Origin of the sequence: Stenotrophomonas sp. SY1 (assembly GCF_021202945.1) — a bacterium.
Taxonomy (GTDB): Bacteria; Pseudomonadota; Gammaproteobacteria; order Xanthomonadales; family Xanthomonadaceae; genus Stenotrophomonas.
In genome coordinates this window covers 1-14,685 of sequence record NZ_JAJOYR010000001.1, presented here as the reverse complement: position 1 = coordinate 14,685, position 14,685 = coordinate 1, and the positions used below count along the sequence as shown (strand labels likewise).

General features: G+C 65.6%; 7 protein-coding genes and 1 pseudogene. 4 read left to right on the top strand and 4 right to left on the bottom strand.

Annotated features, from left to right (window positions below):
* Positions 1 to 2: 2 nt before the first annotated feature.
* Together LR961_RS00040 and LR961_RS00035 are read left to right on the top strand one after the other, a co-directional pair.
* A pseudogene (locus tag LR961_RS00040) lies at positions 3 to 3,368 on the top strand (SbcC/MukB-like Walker B domain-containing protein); the annotation flags it as partial.
* 407 nt (positions 3,369 to 3,775) lie between these two features.
* On the top strand, positions 3,776 to 4,153 hold the full coding sequence (locus LR961_RS00035; RefSeq protein ID WP_232146291.1) for an MAPEG family protein: 378 nt from the start codon (positions 3,776 to 3,778) through the stop codon (positions 4,151 to 4,153).
* A gap of 409 nt (positions 4,154 to 4,562) precedes the next feature.
* Here the strand turns inward: LR961_RS00035 and LR961_RS00030 are convergent, their stop codons facing one another.
* The 3 genes from LR961_RS00030 to LR961_RS00020 all read right to left on the bottom strand — a co-directional run bounded on the left by LR961_RS00030 (position 4,563) and on the right by LR961_RS00020 (position 10,165).
* Positions 4,563 to 7,439 carry a TonB-dependent receptor gene (locus LR961_RS00030; RefSeq protein WP_232146289.1) on the bottom strand — a complete coding sequence of 959 codons (2,877 nt, stop codon included), beginning with the start codon at positions 7,437 to 7,439 and terminating at the stop codon, positions 4,563 to 4,565.
* Between the two features lie 179 nt (positions 7,440 to 7,618).
* Entirely contained in the window at positions 7,619 to 9,280 is a 1,662-nt protein-coding gene (locus LR961_RS00025; protein ID WP_232146287.1) for an EAL domain-containing protein, read from the bottom strand.
* Positions 9,281 to 9,385: 105 nt separating this feature from the next.
* The gene (locus tag LR961_RS00020; protein ID WP_232146285.1) at positions 9,386 to 10,165 is read right to left on the bottom strand and encodes a TSUP family transporter; all 780 of its coding nucleotides are present in this window, start codon (positions 10,163 to 10,165) and stop codon (positions 9,386 to 9,388) included.
* A gap of 81 nt (positions 10,166 to 10,246) precedes the next feature.
* Between LR961_RS00020 and LR961_RS00015 the strand changes: the two genes are divergently transcribed.
* The gene (locus LR961_RS00015; protein ID WP_232146283.1) at positions 10,247 to 10,639 is read left to right on the top strand and encodes a YchJ family metal-binding protein; all 393 of its coding nucleotides are present in this window, start codon (positions 10,247 to 10,249) and stop codon (positions 10,637 to 10,639) included.
* A 218-nt stretch (positions 10,640 to 10,857) separates the two neighbouring features.
* Positions 10,858 to 12,999: a lytic murein transglycosylase gene (locus tag LR961_RS00010; RefSeq protein ID WP_232149122.1), complete on the top strand. Its 2,142-nt coding sequence runs from the start codon at positions 10,858 to 10,860 to the stop codon at positions 12,997 to 12,999.
* A gap of 66 nt (positions 13,000 to 13,065) precedes the next feature.
* Here the strand turns inward: LR961_RS00010 and LR961_RS00005 are convergent, their stop codons facing one another.
* A complete protein-coding gene (locus LR961_RS00005; protein ID WP_232146280.1) occupies positions 13,066 to 14,241 on the bottom strand; it encodes a benzoate/H(+) symporter BenE family transporter in 1,176 nt (391 codons plus the stop codon).
* Between the last annotated feature and the right edge of the window lie 444 nt (positions 14,242 to 14,685).

Here is a 14,685-nt window from a genome sequence, read left to right as displayed (position 1 = left end):
GCATGGACACCGCTTCCCACACCCTGCTTCCCGCCGCCGCGTTGTTCAATGACCCGGCCAGCGACGCCCGTGCAAACCAGTTCCGCATGCGCCGCCTGCAGGTGCTCAACTGGGGCACGTTCTCCGGTTTGACCGAAGTGCCGATCGCCGAGCGTGGCTTCCTGTTCGTTGGCCGTTCCGGCTCGGGCAAGTCCACCCTGCTCGATGGCATGAGCGCGCTGCTGACCCCCCCGAGCATCGTCGACTTCAACGCCGCCGCACGCGAAGCCGAGCGTTCCGGCCGCGACCGCTCGCTGGTCTCTTATGTGCGTGGCGCATGGGCCGACCAGCAGGACAGCGAGTCCGGCGAAATCGCCACCCAGTACCTGCGCAAGGGCGCGACCTGGACCGCGTTGGCGCTGGAATACCACAACGCCCGCGGCGAAGCGGTGTCGATCATCCGCATGTTCTGGATCAACGGTGCCGGCACGTCCGCCAATGACGTGCGCAAGCACTACATGGTGGTGCCGCGTCGCTTCGATCTGGCCGAACTGGACGGCTTCGACCTGGACCTGCGCAAGCTGCGTCTGCGTCTGGGCGAGGACGTGGCCCACTTCGACAGCTTCGCCGGTTATGCCGAGCGCTTCCGTCACCTGCTGGGCATCGGCAACGACATGGCGCTGCGCCTGCTGCACAAGACGCAGTCGGCCAAGAACCTGGGTGACCTCAACGCATTCCTGCGTGGCTTCATGCTGGAAGAGCCGCGCACCTTCGAAGCGGCCGACCGCCTGGTCGAGGATTTCGCCGAACTCGATGGCGCCCACCATGCCGTGGTCACCGCGCGCCGCCAGGTTGAGACGCTGACCCCGGCACGCGAGTACCACCACGATCTGACCGAGCTGCGCAAAGGCGTGGCCAACCTGCGCGACCTGCAGATCGGCATCGACGGCTTCCGCGAAGCCAAGCGCCTGGAGCTGGTCAACGACCGCCTCAAGGAAGTGGAGGTGCTCGATCGTGGCCTGATGGGCGAGGAAGGCCAGCGTCGTCAGGCGCTGGACAACCACGAACAGAAGCTGGTCGATCTGGAACGCCAGCAGCGCGAACAGGGCGGCGAACGCATCGAGGAGCTGGAGCGCGAGCGCACCCGCGTCGAACGCGAAGTCGAGGAGCGCGCGCGTCGTCGCAAGCAGCTGGAAAGCGCCTGCCGACAGCTGGGCATGTCGCTGGCCGACACCGCCGCCACCTTCTCCGAGCAGGTCGAGCAGGCGCGCAGCCTGATCGATGGCAGCCGTGACGGCGCCGGCACCGTGGACGACGCCATCGCCGAGCGCATGGCCGAGCGCCGCGAGGACGAAAAGCGTTTTGCCGCATTGCGCGTGGAGCTGGATTCACTCAAGTCCGCGCCCAGCTCGATTCCGGCGCCGTTGCAGCAGATGCGTGCGCGCCTGTGCGATGACACCGGCCTGCCCGAATCGGTGCTGCCCTTCGTCGGTGAGCTGATCCAGGTGCGCGAGGACCAGATCGGTTGGCGTGGTGCGATCGAGCGTGTGTTGCACGGTTTCGCGCAGTCACTGCTGGTCGATGAAAAGCATCACAGCCAGGTGGCCGAGTGGGCCAACCGCACCCACCTGGGCACCAAGCTGGTCTACTTCCGCGTGCGCGACAACGAGCTGCTGCATTCACGCGAACCGGACAAGCGTTCGCTGATCCACAAGCTGCAGCTGCGCGACCACGCCTTCGGCGAGTGGGTGCACAACGAACTGCTCCGCCGCTTCGATTACACCTGCGTGGAGAACGCCGGGCAGCTGCGCAACGAAGACCGTGCACTGACCCGCGAAGGCCAGATCAAGCACCCGGGCGACCGTTACGAAAAGGATGACCGTCACGCGGTCAACGACCGCAAGCGCTGGATGCTGGGCCACGACAACCGCGACAAGCGCCGCGTGTTCGAGCGCGAAGGGCAGGAACTTGCGCAGCGCATCGCGCGCAGCGAGTCGGACGTGGCGATGCTGCGCAAGCAGCGTGAAAGCGGCCAGGAAAAGCAGCTGGCCGCACGCGTGCTGGTCGAGCGCGACTGGGATGAGATCGACATCGGGCCGCGCTTGCAGCGCCTGAGCGACATTGATGAGCAACTGGTGGACCTGCGCGAAGGCGACAACGCGCTGGCGCGTGTCGGCCAGCAGATCGAGCTGACTCGCGGCCTGCGTGACCTGGCCAAGCGCACCTACGAAGACGTGCGCCTGGAGCGCGCGCAGCTTTCGCGCGAGCGCGTGCGGCTGGAGCAGCAACGCGACAACGGCGCCGCCCGCGTCGCCAGTGCACCGCTGACCGAAGCCCAGCGTGATGGCCTGGGCGAACGCCTGGAAGTGCTGCCGGGTTTCAACCTGGACACGCTGGAAAGCCACTTCCGCGTGATCGAGCGTGGCTTGTCTGAAGAGCTCGGGCAGAGCCAGAGCCGCGATGCCAAACTCACCCAGCACGTGCTGGATTGCTTCCGCAAATACTGCCAGCAGTGGCCGGAGGACTCTGGCGACTTCACCGTGTCGCTGAGCAGCGCCGATGATTTCCTGGCGCGCCTGCAACGTCTGGAGAGCGATGGCCTGCCGCGTCACGAAGGCCGCTTCTTCGACCTGCTGCAGACCCAGAGCAAGAACAACCTGCTGGCGTTGCAGCGGCACACCGCCGAGGCGCACAAGGCGATCAAGCAGCGCATGGACGAGGTCAACGCCTCGCTGGAGCAGGTGGCGTTCAACCGCGGCACGGTGCTGGCCATCGACGTCAGCGACCGCCGCCTGCCGGAAGTGCAGGATTTCCAGCTGCAACTGCGTGCGGTGCTGACCCACCAGCAGACCGAAGACCGCTCGCTGGCCGAAACCCAGTTCAACGTGCTGCGTGATCTGGTGCGACGCCTCGGTGCGCAGGAACCGGAGCTGCGCCGTTGGCGCGAACAGGTGCTGGATGTACGCCAGCACGTGGAGTTCTTCGGCGTCGAACTGGACGGCGAAACCCGCGAGCAGGTCGAGATCTACCGCAGCGGCGCCGGCAAGTCCGGTGGTCAGCGGCAGAAGCTGGCCACCACCTGCCTTGCAGCGGCGCTGCGCTACCAGCTCGGTGGCGAGGACGGCGAACTGCCGCGCTACGCCGCCGTGGTGCTGGACGAAGCCTTCGACAAGGCCGACAACGAGTTCACCGCGCTGGCGATGAACATCTTCGAGAACTTCGGCTTCCAGATGGTGGTGGCCACGCCGTTGAAGTCGGTGATGACGCTGGAGCCGTTCATCGGCGGCGCCTGCTTCGTCGAGATCAGCGGTCGCCATGATTCGGGCGTGCTGCTGATCGAATACGACGACGAAGCCAACCGCCTGAAGCTGCCGGCCCGTGCACGCGGTGCAGCGGCTCGCGCGCAGGATGACGCGGAGCAGGCGGAGCAGGCGGAGAAGCAGGAAGAGGTTGTCGAGCCGGAGATGGTTGCGGTTGAGGCGGAAGCCGACGTGGTGGTTGAGAAGCCGGCGAAGAAGAAAGCCGCTGCAAGGAAGAAGACGGCCACCGAGTCGTAAGGCTGCTTTGAGCGTTCTCCCGCAAGCGGGGGAGGGCGCTTTTGAGGGATCGGCGGCCAGCGCGGCATCGGTTGCGCTGAAAGCCTGACCCCTCCCCAGCCCTCCCCTCCGCCTTCGGCGCAAGGGAGGGAGCGGATCTGGGCGATCTGAGCGTGAGCCGGGAAACGGAGGACTCGCCAAGGGGCGCGAAGTACCGGCCGTCTCCGCTAAAGTCAGCCCATCGCCTTCGAGGAACACCCATGCATTACGTAGAAATCGTCGCCATGCTGGTCGTGGTGCAGTACCTGTTCTTCATCTACCAGGTCGGCCGCGCGCGCGCCCGTTACGGCGTGAAGGCACCGGCTGTCAGCGGCCATGAAATCTTCGAGCGCGCCTACCGCGTGCAGATGAACTCGCTGGAGCTGATGGTCGCGCTGCTGCCGTCGCTGTTCGTCGCCGCGCGTTTCTGGCCGGCCGAGTGGGTGGCAGGCATCGGTGCGGTCTACGTGATCGGTCGCTTCATCTATTGGCGCGCCTATGTCAGCGCACCGGCAAGCCGCGGGCTGGGTTTCGGCCTGTCGATGCTGCCGGTGATGGCGCTGCTGACGATGGCGCTTGCAGGCGCGGTACTGCGCTGAACCCTGCTGTTGCAGGAGCGGCGTCAGCCGCGAAGCCGACGACAATCGAACGGTGGGGAGATGTGCAACCCGGCGCGGGCTGATCCTTCCGTGCGGGTGCCAGCAATGGCGAACATCGCTGCCGATGGCGTCCATGTTGGTTCTGCGGCTCTTGCCGCTCCCACAACGGCACGATGTTGTCCTTGTAGGAGCGACCTCGGTCGCGAAGCCGACGGCCCATCCAGTCGCGAGGACGCCTGCAATCGCGTACAAGCCGGGCAACGGGAACATTGCCGGCGTCGCGTCTGACACCGCTCCTGCATTTGTGGGCCTGCACCCTGCGGCTTTGCCAACCTTCAATCCCAAATGCGCACTCACCAACAACAAAGGGAGCCTTGCGGCTCCCTTTGTCATTCCCACATCACCCGGCTCAGAAATCCATGCTGAGCTTGGCGTAGCTGTAACGGCCCGGCAGATCGTACGTACCCGGGTCATAACCGTTGAGCGTGCAGCTCAGGCAGATCGGCGGGTTCTTGTCGAACACGTTGTTGACGCCCAGCGTGACCTTGACGCCTTTCATCCACGCGTCGGTGCGCCAGCTCACCTGCGCGTCGTGGTACGTGGTGGCGCCCAGCCAATGCTGGTCATTGGCGCTGTCGGTACAGATGTCGAAGCCGTTGGCACCGGCGCAGCTCTCGCGCAGGCGGTCGATGTAACGCATCGTCCAGCTCGCATTCCAGTTGCGGAAATCCCAGTTGGTGGTCAGCGTCGAACTCCATTCCGGAATCGAACTGTCGTTGACTTCGATGCCCGGGCCCTTCGGTTCAGCCTGGCCGGACTCGTTGATCAGCTCGTAGCGGGTCACCCAGGTCGACTTCCAGTCAAAGCCCAGCTGGCCCCAGCCGGTTTCCGGCAGCAGCCAGTGCGCGGTGAAGTCCCAGCCGCTGGTGTTGATGGTGCCCAGGTTGGCCAGGATGTCCTCGAAGCGGATGATCTGGCCGCGATCATTTCGCGTGTAGCTGGCGCAGGCGGTCGGGTCACGGCTGTCGATGCAGCGGTCCAGGATGGACTGCGCGTCCGGTGCCTGGATCGCTTCATCGATGGTGTGCCGGTAGAAGGTCACGCCCAGGTCCAGCTTGCTGGCCCAGCTGCTGTCCACCGCCCAGCCCGGGCTCCACACGAAGCCGGCCATGAACGAGCGGCTTTCTTCCGGTTGCAGGTCGCGGTTGCCGGCGGTGACCACCGAGATCTGCGGATTGGCCTGCTCGTAGCCCGGCGGCACGCCGTCGGCCACGCACTTGGGCGTGGTCGAAGCGGCGTTATTGCACGGGTCCACCAGGGTCGCGTCGAAGCGGCTCAAGGTGCCGTACAACTCACCGATCGACGGCGCACGGAAGCCCTGCGCGTAGGACATGCGCAGCAGCAGTTCGTCGGCCGGTTGCCAGCGCAGGCCGAGCTTGCCGGTGCCGGTGCCGCCGAAGGTGGAGTAGTCCGAGTAACGGCCGGCAATGCTCATGTCCAGGCTCTTGCCCCAGAAGCCGCCGCGCGCCAGCGGGATGTCGAACTCGGCGTAGGCCTCCTTGACCGAGTAACTGCCGACGGTGACGCCCGAAGGCACGCCGTTGTATTCGCCGGCCACGGTGATCGGGTCCGGGTGGTACTCGCCCTTGTAACGGCGCCATTCGGCACCGGCGGCGAAGGACAGCGGCCCGGCCCACATGTCGAACAGTTCGCCGGTGATGTTGGCCGAGGCCAGGCTCAACGTGTTCTTGCTGCGGTCACGCACGATCGGCGAAATCCACGCCAGCATGTCCGGGGTGATGGTGCCCGGCCCGCCGAAGACATTCAGCGGCACGCAACCGGCGATGGCCGCACAGGCAGCCGGGTCGCCGAGCGCCTGGTTGATGTGCTTGATGTTGTAGCTGCCGGTGTTGGTCTGGGTGGCCTTGCTCTCACTGGTCATCGCGTTGATGTCCCAGTTCCAGGTGCGCTGGTTGACCTCGAACGCACCGTCCAGGCCGGCGGCGGCGTACCAGGTCTTCACTTCCTGTTCGTAGCGGCGTGGCCCGCCTTCCACCGGCCGGCGGCCGAGCAGGAACAGGTTGGGGTCGCTGCCCATCGTGGTCAGGTCGAAACCGAACGGGTTGTACGGATTGTTGGCCGAGATCACCAGGTCCTTCTCGGCCCAGTCGTTGTAGACGCCGGCATCGGTGCCCAGGAAGAACGGTTCGGGCGCGGCCTGGTTGGCCGACTCGCGTTCGCTGTACAAGCCGCGGAACCAGCCGCTCACGCTCGGGGTGAACTCGAAGCGCACCTGGCCGAACACCGATTTGCGCTCGTTGGGCGTCAGCAGCAGGTTGTACGGGGCGAAGTTGAAGCGGTCCGGCGTGCCGAAGCAGTGGTAATCGTCGGTGCGGGCACAGCCGGTCTGGCTGGGGTCGAACACCGGATTGGTGACGCCGGAGTTGGAGGTGATGTTGTAGGTGTTGCCGCTGGGGTCGGCGAACACCAACCGGCCCTGCGGTGTGGCCGAGCTGCCGTTGGCCAGGCCGGTGCCCGGCACCGGTTCGCGTGCCCATTTGTATTCGGACGAACCGATCTCCTTCTGCTTGAACCACGACGCGCCAACGATCCACTGCGCGCGCTCGCCGCTCTTGCCGAAACTCATGTCCACGCTGGTGGTGTCGCCACCCTTGAGGTTGTAGTCGCCGTACTGCACTTCGATGTGGCCGCCGTCGGCGCCCTTCTTGGTGATGATGTTGACCACGCCGGCGATGGCATCGGAGCCGTAGATCGACGAAGCGCCGTCTTCCAGTACTTCGATGCGCTCCACCAGCGCCAGCGGGATGGTGTTCAGATCCACCGACGAGCCCACGCCCGAACCGGAGGATTCATTGACCCAGCGGATGCCGTCCACCAGCACCAGTACGCGCTTGGGCCCGAGGTGGCGCAGGTCCACCGTTGCCGCGCCGGCACCGACACCGCCGCCATCGGGCGGGAAGCCGAAGTTGCCGCTGGAGTTGAGCTTGGTGCTCAGCGAAGCACCGCTGGCGGTGAGGTGCTGGACCACGTCGGCCACCGAGGTGTAGCCGGTGCGGTCGATGGCTTCGCGGGTGAGTACCTGGACCGGTACCTGGGTTTCCAGCTCGGCCTTCTTGATGCGGCTGCCGGTGACCTGGACGGTGTCCAGGGTTCTTGCACTGCTGCCGGTGGCGTCCTGGGCGGAGGCGACGGCGGGCAGCAGGCACAACAGGGAGATCTGTACGGCGAGGGTGAGGCGGTGCGTGCGTAGCGGTAACGACGTCATCGGGAAGCTCCTATGAATGCCGGACTACGTGCCCGTCTGTAAGACGGGTGCCTCGCGTTTGTAAGCAATCCGTTACGCGGCGGCAAGCAGAATCGGCTCAAATGAGCACCAGATCGCAGCAGTTATTGATGAATAGGCGATTTGCGACGATCAAACCTCGGAAGTTGACGTATTCATTTTCAACCGGGGACGGAGCGCGGATGCGTCACCGTGACCCGTTGGACAACGCTGGATGTCCGCACGTTGTCCCGAGCTGTCTCGTGTTGGCCTGGCCGGTTGTTATCGGCCACGAAGCGGAACAACTCCTCCGGCAACATCGGCCGGCCCAACAGGTAGCCCTGTCCGTAAATCACGCCCCGGCTGCGGAAGAAGTCGGCCTGCTCCCGGGTCTCGATGCCTTCCACCAGCGTCTGCATGCCCAGGGTGCGGGCCAGGTCGAGGATGTGGTCGGCCACCTGGCTGGTGACCGCCTGGGTGCAGGCCGTGGAAGTGAAGCTCTTGTCCACCTTGAGGATGTCGAAGGGATAGGTGGTCAGGTAGGACAGGCTGGAATAACCGGTGCCGAAATCATCAATGGCGATCTCGATGCCCAGCTTGCGGATCGCGTCCACCACGCTCAGCGCGCTGGTTGCCTCCAGCAGCCCGCGTTCGGTGGCTTCCACCACGAACTGCCCGCAACCCACGCCGATGGACTGCTGCATCGCCGCCAGCAGCGGTGCGGTGCGGGTCGATTGCAGGTCGCTGGCGGCCAGGTTCACCGCAAGCCGGAAGCTCGGCACCTGTCGCAGGAACGGGGTCATGTCCTTCTCCACCAGTTGCAGCACCCGCTGGGTGATGGATTGGATCAGGCCGGCGTCCTCGGCGACGGGGATGAACAGGTCCGGCAGCAGCACCGTGTCATCGTCGTAGCGCCAGCGCAGCAGTGCCTCTGCCCCGATGCAGGTGCCGTCCCGCAGGTCGAACAGCGGCTGGTACATCAGGAAGAACTGGCTCCTGTTGAGCGCACGCAACAGTTGGCTGCGCGTTGAGAACTGGTGGCGGGTGAAAAGCAGCACCGTGACCAGCACGATCAACCCCGCGACGAGGCCGGCGGGGATGAACCAGCGTGCGAACTGGGCCATGCGCTGGTCGATGTTGGAAAGTGGCGTGGCCACGATCACCCCGGTGTTGGCCGGCCCCATGACGTGCCGCACCACCAGATAGCCGGCCTGCGCATCAACGAAATGCGCGGTGCGTGCAGTGGCGTTGGTCGGCGAAGTCCAGTGCTCGGGCAGCTGGCCGTGACGGGCGCTGTATCTGCCGGTCCGAGGATTGAACAGGCCCAGCGTCAGGTCGGGCCGCACGAACGGTGCAATCAATCCATCCGGGTACAACAGCAGCGCGTAACCATCCTTGGCCAGCACCGCGTAGCGGCGATGGGGCTCACTGGGCAGGCGGACATTGGCATACAGGCGGGTACCGTCGGCGCGTGCGGCCGAGGGCGCGCCCAATACCAGTTGCCGCAACAACGGATCACTGGAAGAACACACCACGCGGTGCTCTTCCACATACAAGGCGGCGATGGATATCTGCGTCGTGGCGGCGATGTTCTGCAGGTGCAGGACGCCGGCTGGGCTGCACGGTGGATTGCCGCTGCCCCGTGCCTTTTCATGCATGACCGGCAGCATCACTGCCGCGCTGCGCACCCGGCGGTCCAGACCGAAGGCAATCTCGTCCAGCGCCTGGTATTTCTCCCACACGGCCTGCTTGCGCGCCTGCTGCATGGCATAGAACACGGGCAGGCTGGCCAGCAATAAGCCGGCCAGCATGAAGAGCGCTGCGATCCGGTGACGCTGTTTCATGGCGTGCCATCCGTTGGATGGCAAAAATGTGCGCAGATGTGTGATTTGCGTCAAGAAATAACGCTGCGTGCGCAACTGTTCGCAGCAACTGTGCCCTTTTGTGGATTAGCCCGCTGCCAGCGTGTCCCAGGCCATGCGTGCAATCAGCACCACCACCAGCGCCAGGAAAAGTTTGCGGATCAAAGGCGTCCCACCGCGCAACGCCATCCGCGTGCCGACCACCGCACCGGTCACGTTGGCCACTGCCATCGGCACTGCGAAGGCCAGCAGCACATTGCCGCTGGGCACGAAGAACGACAGCGCGGCGAGGTTGGTGGCCAGGTTCACCACCTTGGATGCGGCCGAGGCGCGCAGGAAATCCAGGCCGAAGAAGCGCACGAACAGGAAGATCAGGAAGCTGCCGGTGCCCGGCCCGAAGAAGCCGTCATAGAAACCGATCACCCCGCCCATCGCCAGCGCGATGCTCAGCTCGCGTCGGCCGATTTCCCGCGGCCGGTGCAGTGCGCCGAAATCCTTCTTGGCCAGCGTGTAACCCAACATCACGATCAGCAGCGTCAGCACCAGTGGCCGCACCGCTTCCTTGGACATCAACGACACCGCGGTGGCGCCCAGGAAGGAGCAGACGAATGCCGCCGCCGAGGCCAGCAGCACCGGCCGCCAAGGGAATCGCACCGAACGCGCATAGCGCCACGCCGACGCGGCGGTACCGAACATCGAGCTGAACTTGTTGGTGCCCAATAGTGCGGCCGGCGTGTGCTGCGGCAGCGTGGTGAACAACCCCGGCAGCTGGATCAGGCCACCGCCGCCGACCGCCGCATCCACCAGCCCCGCGACGAACGCGATCACCACCAGCCAGGGCAGTTCGGGTGGCAGCAGTTCCAGCATGGGGATTCCAGGCGCGGGGCGCGACAGCATACGCGCCTTGCCGGGTCTGGGCAGGGTGCGACAACGTGGGAAAATACGCGCATGCAGATCACCCCCACTTCTCCATGCCCATGCGGGCGCGAGCTCGCCTACGGCCGCTGTTGTGGCCGCTACCACGCCGGCGAAGCCGCCCCCGATGCCGAATCCCTGATGCGTTCGCGCTACAGCGCCTACGTGGTCAAGGACGCCGACTACCTGCGTGCCAGCTGGCACCCGGACACCCGCCCCGAATCGCTCTCCCTGGAAGAGGCGCCAGGCCAGCGCACCCATTGGCTGGGGTTGAGCGTGAAACGCCACGTCGTGACCGGCGAAGACACTGCCGAAGTGGAGTTCATCGCCCGCTACCGCATCGGTGGCGGTAGCGCGGTGAAGATGGCCGAGCACAGCCGCTTCCAGCGTATCGACGGCCGCTGGTACTACATCGACGCCGTGTAACCCCCAAAGCCTGCCGCAAGTTCCCCCTCCCTTTGGCAAAGCCAAGGGGAGGGTTGGGGAGGGGTAGCTTTTCAGCGCCTGCAATCCAGCAAAACACCAGGGCGAAGATAGAGAAACAACGCAGCATCCGCCGCTCCCGATCTTCCCGGCTCCCCGCGGCCCAACGCGTATCATCAAGCCCCACGCAAGGAGCCTGGCGGATGAAAGCACCCCTCTTGATGCGCGCAGCCTCGGCATTGGCCGCACTCACCCTGGCCACGTCTGCGGCGGCAGCCACCAGCGACTTCGGCAGCTGCGGCAGCGCCTTGCGGAGCAGCGCAACCGCCCAGGGCATCCCCGCCGAGCGCTTTGACCAGCTGTTCGCCGATGTCACACCCGACCTGAGCGTGCTGCCGCTGCTCAACGCCCAACCGGAATTCACCACGCCCATCTGGGATTACCTGGCCGCACTGGTCGACAGCCAGCGCGTCAACGACGGCCGCAGCCGCCTTGCCCAGCACCGCGCGCTGCTCGAACAGATCTCCGCCCAATACGGTGTTGACCCGGCAACCGTCGTGGCGGTGTGGGGCGTGGAGAGCGATTACGGCCGCGTGTTCGGCAAGCGTCCGTTGCTGCAGTCACTGGCCACGCTGTCGTGCAATGGCCGCCGCCAACCGTTCTTCAAGGGTGAACTGCTGGCCCTGCTCAAGCTGATCAACAGCGGCGACCTCAACCCGGCCGGGCTGACCGGCTCGTGGGCCGGCGCCTTCGGCCATACCCAGTTCATGCCGTCCACCTACGCGCGCATCGCGGTGGATGGCGACGCCGATGGCCGCCGTGACCTGGTTGCCAGCATTCCCGACGCACTGGCCTCCACCGCCAATTACCTCAAGCAGTCCGGCTGGCGCACGGGGCAGCCGTGGGGCGTGGAAGTCCGCATTCCGGCGGGCTTCAACGCCGCGCTTGCCGGCCGCACCAAGCGCAAGCCGCTGGCCGACTGGCGCGCGCTGGGCATCACCCTGGTCGATGGCGCACCGCTGCGGGCGCAGGCCATCGCCGACGATGCCAACGCCGCGCTGCTGCTGCCGGCCGGCGCCAAGGGGCCGGCATTGCTCGTGTTCCGCAATTACGACGCCATCTATTCCTACAACGCCGCCGAGAGCTACGCGCTGGCCATCGCCACCCTGGCCGATCGCCTGCGCGGCGGCAGCGGCCTCAGCGCGGCGTGGCCAACGGACGACCCCGGCCTGGGCCGCGACGAGCGCCGCCAGTTGCAGACATTGCTGCTCGCGCGCGGCCACCCCATCGGCACGGCAGACGGCATGGTCGGCAACGCCACCCGCCGCGCCATCCAGGTCGAACAGCAGCGGCTGGGCTGGAAGGACGCCGATGGCCGCGCCGGCACCCGCATCCTGCAGGCACTGCGCGATGCCAAGCCGGCCTCGCCCACGGCGTTCAGCCTGCCGGCCAATCACACGCAACTCGTCCAATCACCGATCCTACGGAGCAACGTTTCAATGAAGGATGTGCAGGGCCTGAGCACAGGCGATTTCAACGGCTTCACCGCCTGGAAGGTGGAAACCCCGTTCTCCACCGCCGCCATCAGCGTGTTCGGTGGCCAACTGCTGTCGTTCGTACCCAAGGGCGGGCAGGACGTGATGTGGCTTTCGCCCAGCGCCAAGCAACCGCCAACGCCCATCCGTGGTGGCAGCCCGGTGTGCTGGCCGTACTTCTCGCGCCAGGGCCAGAGCAACGACGTGCCATCACACGGGTTCGTCCGCACCGTCTCATGGGAGCTGCGCGACGCACGCAGGGAAGCCGACGGCACGCTGGTGCTGACCCTCGCACCGCCGCCGCTGGACAGCCTCACCCTGCGCCTGCAGATGGTGCTGCGTATCGGCCGCACCTTGGAGCAGGAGCTGATTACCGAGAACACCGGCAGCCAGCCGGTCAGCTTCACCCAGGCGCTGCACAACTACTTCAACGTCAGCGATGCCTTGAAGGTGGACGTCACCGGCCTGGATGGCTTGACCTACCTGGACAAGCTCGACAACGGGAACGCCCATGTCCAGCAGGGCGACTGGAACCTGCGTGATCCCCGTGATCCGGGCCGCAGCGATCGCATTTACACCCAGGCCGGTGGTCATTACGTCCTGCGCGATCCCGGCTTCAAGCGCGCCATCGACATCACCACCACCGGCAGCCGCACCGCCGTGGTCTGGAATGCCGGCGAAGCGGCGGCTGCGAAGATGGACGACATCGGCACCGGTTGGCGCAACTACGTATGTGTGGAAGCCGGCAACGTCGGCCCGGACGTGATCGAACTGGCTCCCCGCGGCCGCCACACCCTCAAACAAACCTTCGAAGTAAAGCCGCTCTGATTGTTCTAAGCCCCTCTCCCGTTTACGGGAGAGGGGTTGGGGTGAGGGCGGCAGACTTCAGTGACCTCACCGCCGCAACACCACCAGCGTCACCACCCCGGCGACCAACCCCCAGAACGCCGAGCCAATGCCGGCCATCGACAACCCGGACGCAGTCACCAGAAACGTCACCAGCGCCGGCTCCCGCTCCACTTCTTCGCGCATCGCCACGGCCAGGCTGTTGCCGATCGTGCCCAGCAGCGCGATGCCGGCCAGCGCCGCCACCAGCTCCTTGGGAAACGCGGCAAACACCGCCGCCACCGTCGCGCCGAACAGGCCGACCACGATATAGAACGCACCGGCACTCACCGCTGCCGTGTAACGCCGGGCCGGATCCTCATGCACATCGCGGCCCATGCAGATTGCCGCGGTGATCGCCGCCAGGTTCAAGGCATAGCCGCCAAACGGTGCCAGCACCGCATTGACCGCACCGATCCAGCCCACCACCGGCGACACCGGCGCGTCGTAACCGGAGGCCTTCAGCACCGCCACGCCCGGTACGTTCTGCGAGGCCATGGTCACGATGAAAAGGGGCAGGGCAATGCCGAACACCGCCGCCCACGACAACGTCGGCAGCGTGAACACCGGTCGAGCCAGCTGCAGCTGCACCTGGTCCATGTGCATCAGCCCCTTGCCGCCGGCAATCGCCACGCCGACCACCAAGGTCGCGATCACCGCATAACGCGGCAGCAGGCGGCGGCCACATAGATAAGTGGCGAACATCGCCAGTACCAACAATGGCTGCGTCCCCACCGACACAAAGACATCCAGGCCAAAGCGCAGCAGCACACCGGCGAGCATGCCCGAGGCCAGCGACACCGGGATGCGTCGCATCGCCTTCTCGAATATCCCGGAGAACCCGGCGATCGCCGCCAACACCGCCGCCAGCACGAACGCACCAATGGCGTCGGACAAGGGCAGGGTGGTTGCGGCCACCACCAGCATCGCCGCACCGGGCGTGGACCATGCCGTCACCACCGGCATCCGGTAGCGCAGCGACAGGCCGATGCAGGTCACGCCCATGCCGATGCCCAGCGCCCACATCCACGACGCAATCTCGGCCTGATCGGCGCCAACGGATTGCGCCGCCTGGAACACGATCACCGCCGAACTGGCAAAGCCCACCAGCACCGTGATGAAGCCGGCGATCACCGCCGGCAGCGAAAGGTCCTTGAAGAACGAACGCGCAGAAGAGTCAGTCATCAGTCGCACAACCCCGGATCAACCCGCATTGTGGCCGACAGAGCGCTTCTGAAGCCCCCCTCCCGTGGAACGGGAGAGGGGTTGGGTTGAGGGCAGAACGAAATCGCAGCATCAAGACAGCATCTATGTAGGACGAAGCAGCACCCACAACAGGCCCATCAACACGTGCCCCCGCCCAATGGAAGGCACACAGGGATCCAATTCCGCCTCAAACCACCCCATGACCTTGCCGAATCTGGCTTCAGCAAGAAATCTGCTGCAGAAGCACACAAAGTGATTGCGCTTTTCACAAAGATGTCTAGAATTCGCTCCCTCGCTTCAACGCGCCGGCCACTTCGGTGACCACCGCCACGAAGCAGCGTCAACCGCCTCGAAATGAGGTGTTGACGGAAACGAAAAGCCTGCTACAGTAGGCGGCTCGCTTCAACGAAAGGCCTTCGGGCC